Source organism: Bradyrhizobium sp., from assembly GCF_027307225.1.
Lineage (GTDB): Bacteria > Pseudomonadota > Alphaproteobacteria > Rhizobiales > Xanthobacteraceae > Bradyrhizobium.
This window is the reverse complement of the sequence record NZ_DAHUXJ010000086.1, coordinates 61,803-79,286: the sequence shown is the minus strand read 5'-3', so window position 1 is coordinate 79,286 and position 17,484 is coordinate 61,803. Positions and strand designations below refer to the sequence as shown.

Here is a 17,484-nt window from a genome sequence, read left to right as displayed (position 1 = left end):
GCCGCTAGCGGTCCGATTCTAACATTCGCACCACCTCTCAGCGGGCACCTTTGCGAATGTTGGAATCAAAGGACCACTAGCAAAATTCAAGTCTCTGGTGGAGTATAGGATTTGACATTCGCTTTCCGAGTTCGCGGCCAGGTGGGTAGCGAATGTCAAATCTACTTCACTCGCGTCTGTCTTTAACTTCAAACCAAAGCCGGTCGACTCCAACGTCAGGTAAATGGCCCATGCGCGCCGCGATTCTCGTGTTGTTGATCCTCGGAATCGCCGTCTGCGCCCCTTCCGCCAAGGCCGGCCTAAGCACGACCCCTCGCGACACGACGGCGTCGGTCGAACCGCCATCGTTGATGGACGAAGCCACCCAGCAGAGCGAAGATCAGATCCGCCTGACCCGGGCCAAGCGCCGCGACGTGCAGCGCCGGCTCACCAGGCTCGGGTTCGATACCAGGCCAAGCGGAAAGTTCGACGATGCAACCCGCGACGCCATCTCGCGCTGGCAGGAGCAGCACGGCTATGCCAAGACCGGCTTTCTCAACACGGCGCAGCATCAGGCGCTGCTCAGCGAAAGCTCGGCAGCGAGGGAAGCCGGCAGATCCGAGCATCACGGCGGCGGCCGCGGCCGCCGATCGCGCGGGATAGGCGGTCCGATCGGAGCGATCGGCCACGTGGTGGGCGGAATATTCGGCCGATAAGCCGCCGCGCTCCAACTCAAGCGGCCTTCATCCGATAGTGGCTGACGCCCCATTCGCTGCCCCCCGAAAAGCCGAACAGCCCGGCGGTCGCAAGGAAGAACCAGCGCCAACGCCGCATCCACAGCGCGGTCTCCTCGCCATAGGCGCCGCGCAGGATGGTTTCGATCCCGCTACGATTGGTATCGAAATTGGCGAGCCAGTCCAACGCCGTACGCCGGTAATGCTCGCCGCTCCAGCGCCATTCCTCCTCTACCTCAAAGAGATCGGCATATTGCCGGATCAGCTGATGACTTGGCATCACGCCGCCGGTGAAGAAATGCTGCGCGATCCAGTCATCCTCGTCACGGCGGTCGAACAGATAGGCGCCGGTACGATGGGTGAAGATGTGCATGAAGAAGCGGCCCTGCGGGGTGAGCCACGACCGCACGCGGGCAAGCAATTCGCGCCAGTTCATCATGTGCTCGAACATCTCGACCGACACGATGCGGTCGAAGGATCGCGCGGGATCGAAGCCGTTCATGTCGACGGTAATCACCGAAAGGTTTGTCAGGCCGCCTGCTGCCGCCTCGCCCTGAATATGCATCCGCTGCGAATGCGAATTGGAGACCGCGACGACTATGGCGTTCGGAAACTGCCGTGCCATCCAGAGCGACAACGAACCCCAGCCGCAGCCGAGTTCGAGGATCGCCTGCCCATCTGCGAGACCGGCGTGATCGGCGGTCTGGCGCAGCGCCTCCTCCTCCGCTTCCCGCAGGGTCGAGGTGGGGGTCGGGTAGAAGCAGGAGGAATATTTGCGGTTCGGCCCGAGCACGCGTCCGAAGAAGGCCGCCGGCACCTCATAATGCTGGGCGTTCGCGGCGTCGGTATGTTCGGCGATGGCCCGCGCAGCCATGGCCTGCGCGAAGGCCACGTCGCTTTTGCAATCGCCGGCCGAAAGGCGCGCCGCCGTGCGCGCGCAGAGTTGGCGGATCGCGGTGCGGATCAAGACATCGGGCAACGGTACCCGCTCGGCGGCGCCGATAGCTCTGGATGTGAAGCTCATCTTGAGCTTCCCCGGCGGGGCGGCAGCGGGAAGAAGATGCTGGTGCGCGACTGGTAGTCGCGGTAGCGCTCGCCGCGCGACTTGAGCATCTGGGTTTCCAGCGGCGGAATGCCGGTCACGTAGACCAGAATCCAGTACATGAAGGCTGGCGCCAGCAGGGTTGCCCAGCCCCACGGGTAATCCGGCGAGACCGCGATCACGGGATAGGCGAGCCAGCCCAGCCATTCGAAGAAATAATTTGGATGGCGCGACCAGCGCCACAGGCCGATATCGCAAACTTGACCCTTGCTGCCGGGACGCTGTCTGAACCGTTTCAGCTGGGCGTCGGCGACGGCTTCGCCGAGAATGCCGAGGAGCAGCACCAACACGCCGAGATAGTCCCGCAGCCGCAGCGCCGGCAACGGGAAATGCGCCGCGACAAAGATCGCAAACACCAGCGGGATCGACCCGAGCGCCTGATTTTGCAGGAATAAAAACATCCGCCGCGGCGCCCGAACTCCCCACCCCTGCGCGAATGCGGCATAGCGCGGATCGTCCGTGATCCCGGCGGTCCGTGACGCAATATGAGCGCCAAGCCGAAGCGACCAGACCCCGACAAAAGCGGCCACCAGCCATTGCCGCGCATTGGGGTCGCTGGCCTCGACCGGCCACAGCGCGGAGACTGCGCCCACCAGGCCGACCGAAAACGTCCAGATGGTATCGACCCAGCCGGAATTGCCGGTGCGCTGTTGTACCAGCCAGGCACCGATCATCAGGATCGAGAGCGAGACCGCCATCGCCAGCAGCGCCACCAGGTAAGAAATCGCAGCCATCGCCTTTTAACCACCTGTCTTGCCGAAGCTTTGCCAAAAATACGTGGAAGGTCCGCTACAGGTTTCACGTGGAAGTTCCCACCCCCTAGTGCCCACTTTCCGAAGTTCGTTACGATCTCAGCACGCACCTTTCACGAACTTCGGAAAGCCATGGGCACTAGCAAACCTATGATTCTAGTGCCGCTTTGCTATTTGACGTTCCTGGATCGAATTCGCCGCTTGTGGTGCAGGAACGTCAAATAGGCGGCACTAGGTCGGCCTGCGGCGCGACCGGCCTTTCATCTCCGCCTCGCTGTGCCATAGTGGGGTGTCTCGCAACGGATGACCTTTGGCATGGCCACCTCTTCCCGCTCAACGATGGAGCTAGAATTCACCAAGCTCGCTCCCCCGCGGATTTTTCTGGTGCGAATGCTGGTCTTTCTGGTGCTGTGCGGGCTGATCGGGGTCGTCCTCTACAAGCAGATCGTCACCGCGTTCTTCGCCAATCCCGGCCTCAACGCGCTGATCGGCCTGGTGCTCCTGGTCGGCACCATCCTGGCCTTCCGCCAGGTGGTCCGCCTCTATCCGGAGGTCGCCTGGGTCAATAACTTCCGCATCGCCGATCCGGGCCTGGCGCTGACCCGCCATCCGACGCTGCTGGCGCCGATGGCCGCGATCCTCGGCGGCGAGCGCTCGGGGCGCATCACCATCTCGCAGCAGACCATGCGGCACCTGCTCGATTCCATCGCCACCCGCCTCGATGAAGCGCGCGACATTTCCCGTTACATGACGGGCCTGCTGGTCTTTCTCGGCCTGCTTGGCACCTTCTGGGGCCTGATCGAAACGGTCGGCTCGGTCGGCAAGGTGATCGACGGGCTGAAGGTCGGCGGCGATGCCGGCGCCCTGTTCGACACCCTGAAAGAAGGGCTGGCCGCTCCGCTCGGCGGCATGGGAATCTCGTTTTCGTCCTCGCTGTTCGGTCTCGCCGGCTCGCTGATCCTGGGCTTCCTCGACCTGCAATCGAGCCAGGCGCAAAACCGCTTCTATACCGACCTTGAGGATTGGCTGGCGACGACGGTGCGCGGCTATGCCAGCGAAGGTGGCGCAAGCGGCGACATGCAATCGGCGGTCGACCGGCTGCGCACGGCGCTCGAGGAAGGCGGCGGCAACAAGTCCACGACTACGGCGATGGCCAACCTCGCCGAAGCCATCCAGGGCCTCGTCACCCATATGCGCACCGAGCAGCAGATGATCCGCGAATGGGCCGACGGCCAGGGCGAGCAGAACCGCGAGATCAAGCGGCTACTCGAACGGCTGGCGCGCCAGCCGGAGAAAAGTTGAGCGCCGGATATGCTGGATCACGTCACCATCGGGGTCACTGACATCGAGCGGTCCAGGCGGTTCTACGATTGCGCGCTGCGGCCGCTCGGAATCGCGCGGCTCTATGGCGACGAAGACCGGTTCGCAGGCTATGGCGTCAAGCCCAAGGCCTTCTTCTGGATCGGCATTCGCAACCAGCCGCAGTCCGGCTCGCACGTCGCGTTTGCGGCCCAGGATCGCGCCACCGTCGACCACTTCTACGAGGCGGCAATCGCTGCCGGGGCCAGGGACAATGGACCGCCCGGCCCGCGCCCGCATTATGATCTCAACTACTACGGCGCTTTCGTGCTCGATCCCGACGGCCACAATGTCGAAGCCGTCTGCCGCGCGCCGGAGGGTTAAGCCGTGCCCCGGATGCAGTGCAGCGCCATATCGGCGATGCGCTGCGGAGCCGGGGCCCACAAGTCAGTATGGGTCCCGGCTCTGCGGAGCAGCGTTGCACGCTGCATCCGCGTCCGGGACACGAGAGGAGCGGAGACAACCGAATGGCCCTAGCCCGCGCACGGCGCAGCGAAAGCGCCTTCAATTACTGGCCCGGCTTCGTCGACGCGCTGTCGACGCTGGTGCTGTCGATCGTGTTCCTGCTGTCGGTGTTTCTGGTGGTGCAGTTCTTCCTGTCGCAGGAGGTGACCGGCAAGGATAAGGCGCTGGAACAGCTCAACGCCAAGATCGCCGAGCTCAACGACATGCTGTCGATGGAAAAGCTCGGCAAGGTCAACCTCACGGATCAGCTTTCGCAGATGCGCGCCGGCCTGGCGGCGGCCGAAGGCGAACGCGACCGCGTCAAGGGCCTTTATGAGGGTCTTGCGGGAGCCGGCAACGACGCGACCAGCCGCGCCAACGAGCTCAACAAGGCGCTCGATTCGGAAAAGCAGGTTTCGTCGCGCGCGCTGGCCCAGATCGAGGTGTTGAACCAGCAGATCAGCGCACTCCGCCGTCAGCTCGCCGCGCTCGAAGAAGCTTTGCAAGCCTCCGAGAGCCGCGACAAGGAATCGCAAAGCCGCATCGCCGATCTCGGCCAGCGGCTGAATGTCGCGCTGGCGCAGCGGGTGCAGGAATTGTCACGCTATCGTTCGGAATTCTTTGGACGGCTGCGCGCCATTCTCGGCAACCGGCCGGACATCCGGATCGTCGGCGACCGCTTCGTATTCCAGTCCGAAGTGTTCTTCGACACCGGACAGGCGACGCTGCTGCCGGAAGGAAAATCCGAACTCGACAAGGTCGCCAGCGCCCTGATCGACCTCGACAAGCGGATCCCGAGCGAAATCGCCTGGGTCTTGCGGGTTGACGGCCACACCGACGTACGGCCGATCACCAACAGCCCACAGTTCAAATCGAACTGGGAGCTGTCGTCGGCTCGCGCGATCTCGGTGGTGCAATACCTGATTTCACTCGGCGTCCCCGCGCAGCGGCTGGTCGCGGCCGGCTTTGCCGAATTTCAGCCGCTCGATCCCGGCAACACCGAAGAGGCTTATCGCCGCAACCGCCGCATCGAGTTGAAGCTGACGGAGAAGTAGTCCTCGTGTCCCGGCCCAGCGAGCCAAGGCGAGCGCGAACCGGGATCCAGATGGGTCCCGGGTCTCGCTTTGCTCGGGCAGTGCCCTCGCGCCACTCGCCCGGGAAACGATGACCGCGCCCCTCACCCTCCGCCCCTATCGCACTGACGACGAAGACGCCGCGATTGCGCTGTGGCTGGAGAGCTGGCGCCAGACCTATCCTTCGATCGATTTTGCCGCGCGTCTGCCATGGTGGCGCGGGCGCTGGCGCAATGAGCTGGTGCCAAACGCCGCGATCATCGTCGCCGAAGAAGCAGGCACGCTGGTCGGCTTCGTGACCATCGACGCACAGGCCTATCTCGATCAGCTCGTGGTCACGCCCAACCGCTGGGGTTCGAACATCGCGGGTACATTGGTCGATGAAGCCAAGCGGCTGTCGCCCGGTTCCATCACGCTGCTGGTCAACACTGACAACGCCCGCGCGATCCGCTTCTACGAGCGCAACGGCTTTGTCCATGCAGGCAAGGACGTCAATCCGACGTCGGGCCGGCCGGTCCTGAAGATGGCGTGGAAACCCTAGTGGTCCGATTCTAACATTCGCACCCCTTCTCAGCAGGCACTTTTGCGAATGTTAGAATCAAAGGACCACTAGCAAAAATATGTTTCTAGTGGAGTTTAGGATTTGACATTCGCTTCCAGAATTTGCGGCCACGTTGGTAGCGAATGTCAAATCCACTCCACTAGCGCGGGGGGAAGCCTATGACGCGAAGTGAACTTGCAAAGGGCTCGGCGGTTTTCCTCGCTGTTGCTTTCGCAGGAATTGTTTCGGTCCGATCGATCGACCGGCACGATGCGACCGATCGGCCGTCCCTCGCCGCCAATGGTCCCCCTGATGTTTCCGCCGATAGCGGGAAGACGCCTTGCGTCGGCGAAGATGGCAAATGGAAGAACTGGGCGTGGGCGAACGTGCCGATGCTGTCGCCGAAATGCAGATAGCTCCTTCTCGTCACGCCCCCTCGAACTGCAGCCGCGCCAGCCGCGCATAAAGGCCGTTGGCTGCAACCAGCGAAGCATGCGTGCCCTGCTCGACGATTTTGCCCTGATCCATCACCAGGATGCGGTCGCAGGACAGAACGGTCGCCAGGCGGTGCGCAATCACGAGCGTGGTGCGGTGGCTCATCAATTCTTCCAGCGCGGTCTGCACCAGCGTCTCGGATTCGGCGTCGAGCGCCGAGGTCGCTTCGTCGAGCAGGAGCAGCGGCGCATCGCGCAGGATCGCGCGCGCGATGGCGATTCGCTGGCGCTGGCCGCCCGAGAGCGTCACGCCGCGCTCGCCGAGCGGCGCGTTGAGGCCGCCTGGCAGGCGACGAAGAAATTCCGAAGCATGCGCGAGATCAGCGGCGCGCTCGACCTCGGCGTCACTCGCCTCCGGCCGGCCGAAGCGGATGTTGTCGCCGGCACTTGCCGCGAACACGATCGGATCCTGCGGCACCAGCGCGATGCGTTTGCGCACGTCGGAGGGATCGGAGTTGCGGATCGGCACACCATCGACCGAGACGGTGCCGGAGGCCGGATCGTAGAAGCGCAGCAACAGATGAAACAGCGTGCTCTTGCCGGCACCCGAAGGCCCGACGATCGCGACCTTCTCGCCGGCGCGCACCGAGAACGAAACGCCCTCGATCGCCGAAATACCTGGACGCATCGGATAGGCGAAACTGACGTTCTCGAAACTGACATCGCCGCGCGCAGGTTCGGGCAGCGGGCGCGGCGAAACTGGCGCCGTGATCTCCGGCTTCACGCGCAGGATTTCGAACAACCGCTCGGCCGCGCCAGAGGCTGCCGAAACTTCGCCCCAGACTTCGCTGAGCTGGCCGAGGCCGGTCGCGGCAAACACCGTGTAGAGCACGAACTGGCCGAGCCGGCCCGGACTGATCAGCCCGGCCTCGACGTCGTTGGAACCGATCCAGAGGATGATCACGACGCTGGTAAAGACGATGAAGATCACGATTGCGGTCAGTACCGCGCGCGCCCGCGTCGAGTTGCGGGCGGCCGCATAAGCCTGCTCGACGTCGCCGCCGAAACGCATATTCGCGAGCCGCTCGCCGGTATAGGCCTGTACGGTGCGGATCGCCCCGACGAGTTCGGACGCATAGGCGCTGGCATCCGCAAGAGTGTCCTGCGCGGTGCGCGACAATCGCCGCACCCAGCGGCCGAACGCCATCAGCGGCAGCACGACCAGGGGAATGGCGAGCAGCACGAAGCCGGAGAGCCTTGGGCTGGTGACCACCATCATCGCGGTCGCACCAATGAACAGCATGACATTGCGCAGCGCGATCGAGACCGAGGCGCCGACGGCGGATTTGATCTGGGTGGTGTCGGCGGTCAGCCGCGAGATCAATTCGCCGCTGCGCGAGGAATCGAAGAAGGCCGGCGACAGCCGCATCAGATGCGCAAATACATCGCGCCTCAAATCGGCGACGATGCGTTCGCCGATCGTCATGACGAGGTAATAGCGCGACGCGCTGGCGAGCGCCAATACGCCGACCACGATGATCATGACGCTGAAATAGCTGTTGATGCGGGCGATACCTTCGGGCGTGAAGCCGAAGTCGATCATCCGACGCACCGCGAGCGGCACGATCAAGGTGGTGATCGCAGCGACCGTCAGCGCGATGAAGGCAAGCGCCACCCGCCCGCGATAGCGTGCCACATAAGGCGACAATGCGAGGAGCGGACGCAGCCGCGCGGTGCGCTCAGTGGGCGGCGCAGTCGGACCTGTTTCGATCGACGCCGCCGGTTCGAGCGGGGCACCCGTCGCGGCCCCATGTTCCGCTGCCGTTGGTTCGCCCCGGTCTTCAAGCCGTTCCACTGCGCTCATGAATTCAAACCACCCGTTTTCCACCCCCAAGATTAGGGCCACCCGTGTGGTGGATTTGACATTCGCGTCGGAGGCCCCGCGAGTCCTTAGATAGCGAATGTCAAATCCTAAACCACGCTGGAATTCAATATTTTGCCCGTCTCCCTCTGGTTCCGACATTCGTGGAAGAACCAGCCGCATGACGATACGAATGTCAGAACCGGGGACACGAGGACGGTTACTGGCAAATCCCTAAAACCGGCGGCCTCCGACGGGCCCCAAATCCGCTGTCCTCGGCTTGTTTTGAGGGTCCGCTTGCGTTATAGACCCGGCCAAATCCGACACCGCAACAAACGAATATGGGCGCCGGCGCGCCGAAGGACCTGCCATGAAAGCGGAAATTCACCCGAATTATCATACGATTACGGTCGTTATGACCGACGGCACCGAGTACCAGACGCGTTCCACCTGGGGCAAGGAAGGCGACAGGTTGAACCTGGATATCGATCCGAGGTCGCATCCGGCCTGGACCGGCGGCACCCAGCAATTGATGGACCGCGGCGGTCGCGTGTCGCGGTTCCAGAAGAAGTTTTCCGGCTTCCTCAAGAAGGATTGAAGCGGCTCATTCGCTTTGGAATGCAAAACGCCCCTGCTTTCGAACGCAGGGGCGTTTTTTTGTCGGTCCGCCGTTTTCGGCGTGAGCATTACTGTTCGAACGCTGCCTTCAGGCGGTTGAGCTGCGGCACCAGCGGATTGCCGATCGGGGCGCGCTCGGCGGGAGCGGCGTGAATCGTGGCGTCGAGACGGCGCACCTTGCCTTGGAGCGCCATCGAGCGACCGATCAGGCCCTGCAAGTGCTCCGGCAGCTTTTCGATCATCTCGTCCGGACCGGGATCGGCCGCCGAAAGCTTGACCTTGGTCTTTTCGCGATTGGCCTGGGTCAAGGTCATTTCGCCTTCCTTGACCGCACGGTGCAGCAACAGCCATGAGGCGAGTTGCATCAAGCGGGTGGTCAGCCGCATGCTTTCGGTCGCGTAAGTGAGACTGACGGAGCGCTCGAGCGCCTTGGCTTCGGTGCGCCCGTCGCCATCGAGATAGGCGGCGGTCTCCTCGACCAGATCCATGCCTTCGCGGAACAAGGTGCCGAATGCCGCCGAATTGGTCAGCCGCTCGCTGAACTGGACAAGCGGGGTTTCGCCTTGCGACCGTTCCGACATCTAAAACGCCTCACGCAACTATTCACCGCCGGCTCCAAGCGCCGGAAAAATATGATGAACAAATCATTGCGCACGCGGGTTCGAGTGTCCAGCCGCAATCCAAATTATGGTTTCCAGCGACCTGTCGCAAAGCTGACGCGAACGTTGCAGGAACTTCTCGTAAAGCGAAGCTATGTGACGGAAAACGCGCAAAAAAGGAGCCGCCGTTTCCGGCGGCTTTTGAAGTTGATAACAGGGAGGCGTCAAACAGAGTGGACAGGAGCCACTCGGTGTCCAAAGAGGACGCTGCAAGTCATACCTGAGAAAGCTTAATCGACCGTAAACGAGCGAATTTTTTTAGGGTTTGTTTGCCATGTCGGCCAATGGCCGAGCGGCCGTTTCTTCATCTACGACTTGAAGAAACTGTTCGCCGTGTCCTTGGAGGCGCGCTTCCTGGTGGCGGCCTCCTGCAAACGATCGATTTCGGATTTCAAGAGCGTGATCCGTTCGGTGAGTTCTTCCACCGCGAGCAGCGAAAGGTCCTGACCGATCTCGTGGCTGATTTTCTTCCTCGGCCGGTCGTCATCTTCGACGGGCATGCGCGTTTCTCCTCGTTGAGGCGACCGGTTGCAAGGCCGGACGCCGCTGGCTAATCAGGTGCCGGTTTCCCGAAAATTCTAACGCTTGGCCAAGGACAAATCATGGAAAAAGTCCCTTCGCAAATGACCGTCGTCGCGATCAGCAAGCCCGGCGGACCGGAAGTGTTACTGCCCGAGGCGCGCCCGGTGCCGGCACCTGGACCCGACGAAATCCTGATCAAGGTCAAAGCCGCCGGCGTCAACCGGCCCGACGTGGCGCAGCGCTCCGGCTCCTATCCGCCGCCGCCCGGCGCGAGCGATCTGCCCGGCCTCGAAGTCGCGGGCGAAGTGGTCGCGCTTGGCGCGGGCAGCAACCGGCACAAGCTCGGCGACAAGGTGATGTCGCTGGTGGCCGGCGGCGGCTACGCCCAATATTGCATTGCGCAGGATGCACAGGCGATGGCGGTCCCCGCCTCGCTGTCGATGTTGGAAGCCGGCGCCACGCCGGAAACGCTGATGACGGTGTGGCACAACGTGTTCGAGCGCGGCGGACTTCAGGCGGGCGAAACGATCCTGATCCATGGCGGCTCGTCAGGCATCGGCACCATGGCGGTCCAGCTTTCGAAAGCCTTCGGCGCCAAGGTGATCGTCACCGTCGGATCGAAAGACAAGGCCGATGCCTGCCTCAGGCTCGGCGCTGACCATGCCATCAACTACAAGACCGAGGACTTCGTCGCCGCCTGCAAATCGCTGACGTCGGGCGGTCCCAATGTCATCCTCGACATGGTTGGCGGCGACTACGTCGAACGCAATTATGAGACTGCGGCAGCCGACGGACGCATCGTGCAGATCGCTACGCTTGGCGGCGCCAAGTTCACCGCCAATATCGCGCGGCTGATGGTGAAGCGGCTGCACCATACCGGCTCGACATTGCGGCCCCATAGTAATGCGGATAAGGCCGCCATGGTCGCCGCCATCGAGGCGAAGGTGATGCCGTTGCTGCGAGAAGGCCGCATCAAACCCTTGATGGACAGCACTTTCCCGCTGGAAAGGGCAGCCGATGCGCACCGCCGCATGGAGACCAGCGCACATATTGGCAAAATTGTGTTGGAGCTTTGACGCTCGCAGCCGATCACGCGGCTAGTGTGGTGGATTTGACATTCGCTTCAGTGTCGCCGCGCGTGCTCAAGGCGAGTGTCAAATCCCTAAACCACACTAGTGTGGCGACTCTGACGTTCCTTTCAATCTTGCAGCGAGTTCCTCAAAGGAACGTCAGAGTCAAAGCCACACTAGAATCATATAGTTGCTAGTGTCCCTTTGGTTCTGACATTCGTAAAAGTGCCTGCCGCGATATGATACGAATGTCAGAACCGGGACACTAGAAACCCTTTGATTTCCTTCGCATTCGTGTCATCTATCCCGACGCGCACGGGCTGTGGTGACGCCCGCGATTTGTCTCGACCGCGGAGAACCGACATTGCGTCTGATCAGGTGCCTGGCAGCGGCTCGTGCCCGCTTTCCGAAGTTCGCCGCGCGTCGCCGCACGTTCAATTCACGAACTTCGGAAAGCCATGGGCACTAGCAAACATATGTTTGGAGTGCCGCTTTTCGATTTGAAGTCCCTGATTCGAATCAAATCGGCGGCACTCTTGCTGGGCCTCATGATGATTGCGGCCACGCCGGCGTGGGCTGTCGACGCGGTCAGCGTCCGCGGCGACGTGTCGGCCATCGACCTGACGGCAGTACTGGAACATCAGCATAGCGACAACGATCGCATCCAGGTTTCCACGGCACCCGGCCCTGACGGCATCGTTCGCCGCATCGAAGTCCGCGCCCGCGAAGGCGGCCAGAACTGGGTGGTTTTTGCGCTCGCCAACAACACCGACGACCAGCTCGATCGCCTGATCGTGGCGCCTCACTATCGCATCGTGTCCTCGGGAATATTATGGCCCGATCTCGGGCTGTCGCGCATCGCGACCATCACGCCTTCGACCGGTGACCGTCCGGAGCGGCAGGAAAGCGCGACCGCCGACATCTTCCGCATCACGCTCGATCCAGGCGCTGTCGTCACCTATGTCGCGGAGCTGCGCACCGACAAGCTGCCGCAGCTCTATCTGTGGGAACCTGACGCCTACAAGGACAAGGTCAACTCCTTCACGCTCTACCAGGGCATCGTGATCGGCATCTCCGGCCTGCTGGCGCTGGTGCTGACCATTCTGTTCGTGGTCAAGGGCAGCATCATGTTTCCGGCTGCCGCCGCGCTCGCTTGGGCGGTGCTGGTCTATATCGGCGTCGACTTCGGCTTCTGGGGCAAGGTGCTCGACATGTCGAACAACGCCGAGCGGGTGTGGCGCGCCGGCGGCGAAGCGATTTTGGCCGCAACGCTTCTGGTGTTCCTGTTCGCCTATCTCAATCTTTCACGCTGGCACGTACGTTACTCCCACATCACCGTCGGCTGGCTGGCGTTCCTGGGCTCGCTGGTCGCGCTGGCGTTGTTCGACCCCGCGGTCGCCTCGGGCATCGCGCGCATGTCGCTGGTGATGATCGCCTTCGCCGGCTTCGCGCTGATCGTCTATCTCTCGACGCACGGCTTCGATCGCGCGGTGCTGCTGATCCCGACCTGGTTCCTGCTGGTCGTCTGGGTGATCGCCGCCGGCCTGACGGTCGCCGGCAGCGTTACCAACGATATCGTCGGCCCCGCACTGCTCGGCGGCCTCGTCCTGATCGTGATGCTGATCGGCTTCACGGTGATGCAGCACGCCTTCGCCGGCGGTGGCGCCACCACGGGCATCGTGTCCGACGTCGAGCGCCGCGCGCTGGCGCTCGCTGGCTCCGGCGACCTGATCTGGGACTGGGACGTCTCCTCCGACAAGGTCTTCACCAGCCCCGAGACGGAAACCCTGCTCGGGCTGAAGCGCGGCACGCTGGAAGGCCCGGCGGCCAAGTGGCTGGAGGTGCTGCACCCGCTCGATCAGGACCGCTTCCGCGCGGCACTCGACAGCGTGCTCGACCAGCGCCGCGGCCGCCTGGTGCAGGATTTCCGCTTGCGCACGCCGGACGGGCACTTCATGTGGTTTGCGCTGAAGGCCCGCCCCGTCGTCGGCTCCGATGGCGAAGTCTCGCGCGTGGTCGGCACGCTCACCGATGTCACCGAAGCCAAGAACGCCGAAGAGCGCATGCTCCACGATTCGGTTCACGACAATATGACGGGATTGCCAAACCGCAAGCTGTTCATGGACCGCCTCAACGCGGTGGCCAACCTCGCCAAGACCATGCCTAACCTGCGGCCGACGCTGATGGTGATCGACCTCGACCGCTTCAAGCAGGTGAACGATTCCGTCGGCATTGCGGTCGGCGATTCCATTTTGTTGACGCTGGCACGGCGGCTGACCCGCATCCTCAAGCCGCAGGACACCTTGGCGCGGCTCGCGGGCGACCAGTTCGGCCTGATCCTGATGTCGGAACAGGATCCCGCGCGCATTACCGCCTTTGCCGAAACCATCCGCAAGACCATCCGCGCGCCGATCGCCTTCAACGACCGCGAGATTTTCCTGACCGCCTCCATCGGCCTTGCGCTCTCCGACCCGCAGACGCAGCTCACCGACGAGATCATCAAGGATGCCGAGCTTGCGATGTATCACTCCAAGCGGATCGGCGGCGACCGCATCGATGTCTACAAGCCCGCAATGCGCGCGCGAAAGACCGACCGCTTGACGCTGGAGAGCGAATTGCGCCGCGCGATCGAGCGCGAGGAGATCACGATCCTCTATCAGCCGATCGTGCGGCTGGAAGATCGCTCGATCGCCGGCTTCGAGGCGTTGGCGCGCTGGGATCATCCGAAGCTCGGGCGGATGTCGCCGAGCGAATTCATCACGATTGCCGAGGAAACCGGCCTGATCATCGACCTCGGCACCTTCGTGCTCGACCAGACGGCGCGACAATTGGCGGTCTGGCAGCGCGCGATGCGTTCGCGCGAGCCGATCTTTGCCAGCGTCAACGTCTCTTCGCGCCAGCTGCTCCGCCACGATTTGATCCACGACATCCGCACCGTGCTGTCGCGTTCGTCGCTGGCGCGTGGCACGCTCAAGCTTGAGTTGACGGAATCCTTAGTGATGGAGAATCCGGAGCACGCGGCGCAAATGCTGACGCGCATCCGCGAACTGGGCACCGGCCTTTCGCTCGACGATTTCGGCACCGGCCATTCGTCGCTGGCTTACTTGCAGCGCTTCCCGTTCGACACCATCAAGATCGACCAGTCGTTCGTGCGCACCACGAGCCGCGGCACCCGTCCGGTGATCCTCAAATCGATCATCGCGCTGGCGCACGACCTCGGCATGGACGTGGTCGCCGAGGGCGCCGAGACCGATTCCGACGCGGTCGAGCTCTACCAGCTCGGCTGCGAATATGCACAGGGCTTTGCCTTCGGCGAGCCAATGGATGCCGACGCCGCGATGCGGCTGTTGACCGAAGTCCGGCTGGAAGCGGCGAGCTGATTACGGCTCTTCGCTTTCACGCGGAAGACGCTTGTCGCGCGGCATCTTCTTGAACTTTACGCTTTTGCCGTCCGGCAGCCTCGTCGCGGTGTAGCCGGCCTCAAGACACGCCTCGCGCTGTGGCATCTTCTCCTGCGGGCTGCGCAGCGTCTCCCACCAGGAGGCGCGCTGCGCCGCGCGCGGCAGCGCTGCGTCGATGATCGCCTCGATCTCCTCGAAACTCAGCATAAATTCAGCCAGCTTCTGTCGCTTCAGATAGTCGCGCAAAGGGTCATATTGGGTCATTCGATCACTGGGATTCGGACAAGAATTCGGCGCCTGCTTCTGACAAGAGGGAAGCAATCGGATTTGGACGGCGCAGGGATATGACCGCTCCGGAATGACGGCATGAGCGCGCAGCGCTCCTGCCTTCACTTCGCGGAATATGTCTTCATCTCCGCGCGCAAGCCCTCGCGCAACTCGGGCCGCGCCATGCCGAAGGCGATGTTGGCGCGCAGGAATCCGGCCTTCGAGCCGCAGTCGTGCCGCTCGCCCTCGAATTCTACGCCGTAGAATTTCTGCGTCTTCGACAAACCGATCATCGCGTCGGTGAGCTGGATTTCGCCGCCGGCGCCGCGCTCCTGCGTCTCGAGGATCTTGAAGATCTCCGGCTGCAGGATGTAGCGCCCGGTGATCGAGAGGTTCGATGGCGCGGTGCCCTTCGCCGGCTTCTCGACCATTCCGTCCACCTCGAACACCTTGCCGTTGCGCTTGCCGACGCCGCAAATGCCGTATTGATGCGTGAGCTCGTCAGGCACGGCTTCCACCGCGATCAGGTTGGATTTCGCGCCGAGCTTGCTTGCGGCCTCGATCATCTGCGCCAGACATCCGGGCGTGTGCAGCACAAGTTCGTCGGGCAACACCACGGCGAACGGCTCATCGCCCACGATATCGCGCGCGCACCACACCGCATGGCCAAGGCCGAGCGGCGCCTGCTGGCGCGTGAAGCTCATGGCGCCCGCCTCCGGCTGGTCGCGGGCCAGAATTTCCATTTCCGCCTTCTTGCCCCGGGCGGCGAGCGTCGCATCCAGCTCGTACATGCGATCGAAATGATCCTCGATCACGCCCTTGTTGCGGCCGGTGACGAAGACGAAGTGCTCGATCCCGGCTTCCCTGGCTTCGTCGACCACATGCTGGATCAGCGGCTTGTCGACGATGGTCAGCATCTCCTTCGGCATCGCCTTGGTGGCGGGCAGCACGCGGGTACCGAGGCCGGCGACGGGGAAGACGGCTTTGCGGATTTTCATAGGGATGGCACTGCCTTGAAAGCTGAGGGAACAACGCTTGGTAGCTGGTTTGCAGCCGAGAACAAAGGCCGATATGGGCCTTTCGGTTCCGGTCGGAATCCGGACACTGACGCAAAAAAAGCGCTTTTGTTAAGCTATTCGAAACGGTGGCCGGGCCTCCTGAAAGCGGTTGGACGGCTGTTGCGAGTGGGACATGACACGACAAGTGAAACGGCCGGTGCGACAAGCCGACGCCGCGATTTTCGCCGCCGCACTGCTCTGGTCGGCGCCGGCAACCGCCCAGTCGGCCAGCGGCCCACTCGATTTTCTTGGCAATATCTTCAAGTCTTCAAAAGCGGATCAGACCGGCTCGACCGCGCCGGGTCAGTCCGTTTCGAGCGGCGGTGCGCTGCCGTGGAGCGGAGAGGACGGCGCCTCGGGCCATCCGCTGATGACCGCGAGCGCCATCCGCGAGGCGGCCGCGAATTTCGACAATTGCATCGCCTCGATGTGGCCGGACGCCGCGCGGCGCAACATCCCGCAAGAGAGTTTTCAGCGCTTCACGGCCGGGCTCACCCCCGATCTGCGCATCATGGATCTCCTGGACTCGCAGCCGGAATTCACCAAGTCGGTCTGGGACTATCTCGACATCCTGGTCAACGATGCCCGACTCGCCAAGGGCCGCGAAATTCTCGCCACGTACAAGCCGCAGTTCGACGCAACGGAACGGGCTTACGGCGTCGACCGCTACATCGTCGCCGCGATCTGGGGCATCGAATCGAATTATTCGACCCAGATGGGCGATCGCAGCGTGCTGCAATCGACCGCGACGCTGGCCTGCATCGGCCGACGCCAGAACTATTTCCGCAACGAGTTTCTCTCGGCGCTGGAAATCCTGCACCACGGCGATCTCAGCGTCGACCAGATGCGCGGCTCATGGGCCGGCGCATTCGGGCCGACGCAATTCATGCCGACCGCGTTCAAGCGATATGCGGTCGATGCCGACGGTGACGGCCGCCGCAACGTCGTCGACGATCCGGCCGATCTGATCGCCTCGACTGCCAACAACCTGAAAAAGGATGGCTGGCAGACCGGCCAGACCTGGGGCTACGAGGTCGTGGTGCCGAAGGACTTCAACTACATGTTGGCCGACCGCGCCAAGATGATGCCGCTCGCCCAATGGGAGCATCTCGGCCTCAAGCGCGCCACCGGCCAGGCCTTCCCGGTGTCGAGCGAAAAGGCCTACCTGCTGGCGCCGGCCGGCGCCGAAGGCCCTGGCTTTCTGATGCTGCCGAATTTCCGCGTGATCATGAAATACAACCCCGCGGAGGCCTATGCGCTCGCGATCGGCCACTTCGCCGACCGGCTTCGCGGCGGACAGCCCTTCGTGCAGGCCTGGCCGCGGCAGGAACGCGAATTGTCGCGCGCCGAACGGCTGGAATTGCAGCAACTGCTGGCGCAGCGCGGATTTTATCGCGGGACGCCCGACGGCCAATTCGGCGGCGAGACCCGGGAGGCGCTGCGCAGCTTCCAGGCCTCGATCGGGGCCCCAGCCGATGGATTTGCTTCCGCGGAAATGCTCGATCGGCTGCGCAGGAACTGATCTTTCCGACTCACAAATAACCCTGTTTGGCCCTTTCACGGGATAGCAGCGGGAAAACCGGTTCCCCCAGGAACTGGATCGTGCTCTA

Annotated in this window: 16 protein-coding genes; 9 read left to right on the top strand and 7 right to left on the bottom strand. The window is 62.9% G+C overall.

What is annotated here, in order from left to right; genetic code table 11:
• Positions 1 to 230: 230 nt before the first annotated feature.
• Positions 231 to 695, top strand: coding sequence for a peptidoglycan-binding domain-containing protein (locus M6D32_RS15285; protein WP_298257582.1), 465 nt, complete (start codon positions 231 to 233; stop codon positions 693 to 695).
• Between the two features lie 16 nt (positions 696 to 711).
• Here M6D32_RS15285 and M6D32_RS15280 read toward each other — a convergent pair whose 3' ends face one another.
• Both M6D32_RS15280 and M6D32_RS15275 read right to left on the bottom strand, forming a co-directional pair.
• The gene (locus tag M6D32_RS15280; protein WP_298257580.1) at positions 712 to 1,737 is read right to left on the bottom strand and encodes a cyclopropane-fatty-acyl-phospholipid synthase family protein; all 1,026 of its coding nucleotides are present in this window, start codon (positions 1,735 to 1,737) and stop codon (positions 712 to 714) included.
• Positions 1,734 to 2,549, bottom strand: coding sequence for a DUF1295 domain-containing protein (locus M6D32_RS15275; protein ID WP_298257578.1), 816 nt, complete (start codon positions 2,547 to 2,549; stop codon positions 1,734 to 1,736). The genes M6D32_RS15280 and M6D32_RS15275 overlap by 4 nt, the downstream gene beginning before the upstream one ends.
• A gap of 333 nt (positions 2,550 to 2,882) precedes the next feature.
• Between M6D32_RS15275 and M6D32_RS15270 the strand changes: the two genes are divergently transcribed.
• The 4 genes from M6D32_RS15270 to M6D32_RS15255 all read left to right on the top strand — a co-directional run bounded on the left by M6D32_RS15270 (position 2,883) and on the right by M6D32_RS15255 (position 5,984).
• The gene (locus tag M6D32_RS15270; protein ID WP_298257576.1) at positions 2,883 to 3,869 is read left to right on the top strand and encodes a flagellar motor protein MotA; all 987 of its coding nucleotides are present in this window, start codon (positions 2,883 to 2,885) and stop codon (positions 3,867 to 3,869) included.
• A 9-nt stretch (positions 3,870 to 3,878) separates the two neighbouring features.
• Positions 3,879 to 4,250: a VOC family protein gene (locus M6D32_RS15265; RefSeq protein ID WP_298257574.1), complete on the top strand. Its 372-nt coding sequence runs from the start codon at positions 3,879 to 3,881 to the stop codon at positions 4,248 to 4,250.
• A gap of 143 nt (positions 4,251 to 4,393) precedes the next feature.
• Positions 4,394 to 5,425 carry a peptidoglycan -binding protein gene (locus tag M6D32_RS15260; protein ID WP_298257572.1) on the top strand — a complete coding sequence of 344 codons (1,032 nt, stop codon included), beginning with the start codon at positions 4,394 to 4,396 and terminating at the stop codon, positions 5,423 to 5,425.
• A gap of 109 nt (positions 5,426 to 5,534) precedes the next feature.
• Positions 5,535 to 5,984: a GNAT family N-acetyltransferase gene (locus M6D32_RS15255; RefSeq protein ID WP_298257570.1), complete on the top strand. Its 450-nt coding sequence runs from the start codon at positions 5,535 to 5,537 to the stop codon at positions 5,982 to 5,984.
• Between the two features lie 426 nt (positions 5,985 to 6,410).
• Here the strand turns inward: M6D32_RS15255 and M6D32_RS15250 are convergent, their stop codons facing one another.
• On the bottom strand, positions 6,411 to 8,282 hold the full coding sequence (locus tag M6D32_RS15250; RefSeq protein WP_298257568.1) for an ABC transporter ATP-binding protein/permease: 1,872 nt from the start codon (positions 8,280 to 8,282) through the stop codon (positions 6,411 to 6,413).
• Positions 8,283 to 8,649: 367 nt separating this feature from the next.
• Here M6D32_RS15250 and rpmE point away from each other — a divergent pair, with 367 nt between their 5' ends.
• Positions 8,650 to 8,877, top strand: a complete 228-nt coding sequence (gene rpmE, locus M6D32_RS15245) for a 50S ribosomal protein L31 (RefSeq protein WP_298257565.1) — start codon at positions 8,650 to 8,652, stop codon at positions 8,875 to 8,877.
• A gap of 88 nt (positions 8,878 to 8,965) precedes the next feature.
• On the opposite strand, the gene M6D32_RS15240 is transcribed toward rpmE, so the two are convergent.
• Positions 8,966 to 9,478 (bottom strand): DUF1465 family protein, encoded by a 513-nt coding sequence (locus M6D32_RS15240; protein ID WP_298257563.1) that lies wholly within the window; start codon positions 9,476 to 9,478, stop codon positions 8,966 to 8,968.
• A 386-nt stretch (positions 9,479 to 9,864) separates the two neighbouring features.
• Entirely contained in the window at positions 9,865 to 10,056 is a 192-nt protein-coding gene (locus M6D32_RS15235) for a DUF1192 domain-containing protein (protein ID WP_298257561.1), read from the bottom strand.
• A gap of 102 nt (positions 10,057 to 10,158) precedes the next feature.
• Between M6D32_RS15235 and M6D32_RS15230 the strand changes: the two genes are divergently transcribed.
• The gene (locus M6D32_RS15230; protein WP_298257559.1) at positions 10,159 to 11,154 is read left to right on the top strand and encodes an NAD(P)H-quinone oxidoreductase; all 996 of its coding nucleotides are present in this window, start codon (positions 10,159 to 10,161) and stop codon (positions 11,152 to 11,154) included.
• A gap of 470 nt (positions 11,155 to 11,624) precedes the next feature.
• The gene (locus M6D32_RS15225; RefSeq protein WP_298257619.1) at positions 11,625 to 14,528 is read left to right on the top strand and encodes an EAL domain-containing protein; all 2,904 of its coding nucleotides are present in this window, start codon (positions 11,625 to 11,627) and stop codon (positions 14,526 to 14,528) included.
• Here M6D32_RS15225 and M6D32_RS15220 read toward each other — a convergent pair whose 3' ends face one another.
• A complete protein-coding gene (locus M6D32_RS15220; RefSeq protein ID WP_298257557.1) occupies positions 14,529 to 14,813 on the bottom strand; it encodes a hypothetical protein in 285 nt (94 codons plus the stop codon).
• 125 nt (positions 14,814 to 14,938) lie between these two features.
• A complete protein-coding gene (galU, locus tag M6D32_RS15215; protein WP_298257555.1) occupies positions 14,939 to 15,814 on the bottom strand; it encodes a UTP--glucose-1-phosphate uridylyltransferase GalU in 876 nt (291 codons plus the stop codon).
• Positions 15,815 to 16,007: 193 nt separating this feature from the next.
• On the opposite strand from galU, the gene M6D32_RS15210 reads away from it, so the two are divergent.
• On the top strand, positions 16,008 to 17,396 hold the full coding sequence (locus M6D32_RS15210; RefSeq protein ID WP_298257553.1) for a lytic murein transglycosylase: 1,389 nt from the start codon (positions 16,008 to 16,010) through the stop codon (positions 17,394 to 17,396).
• The last annotated feature ends 88 nt before the right edge of the window (positions 17,397 to 17,484 follow it).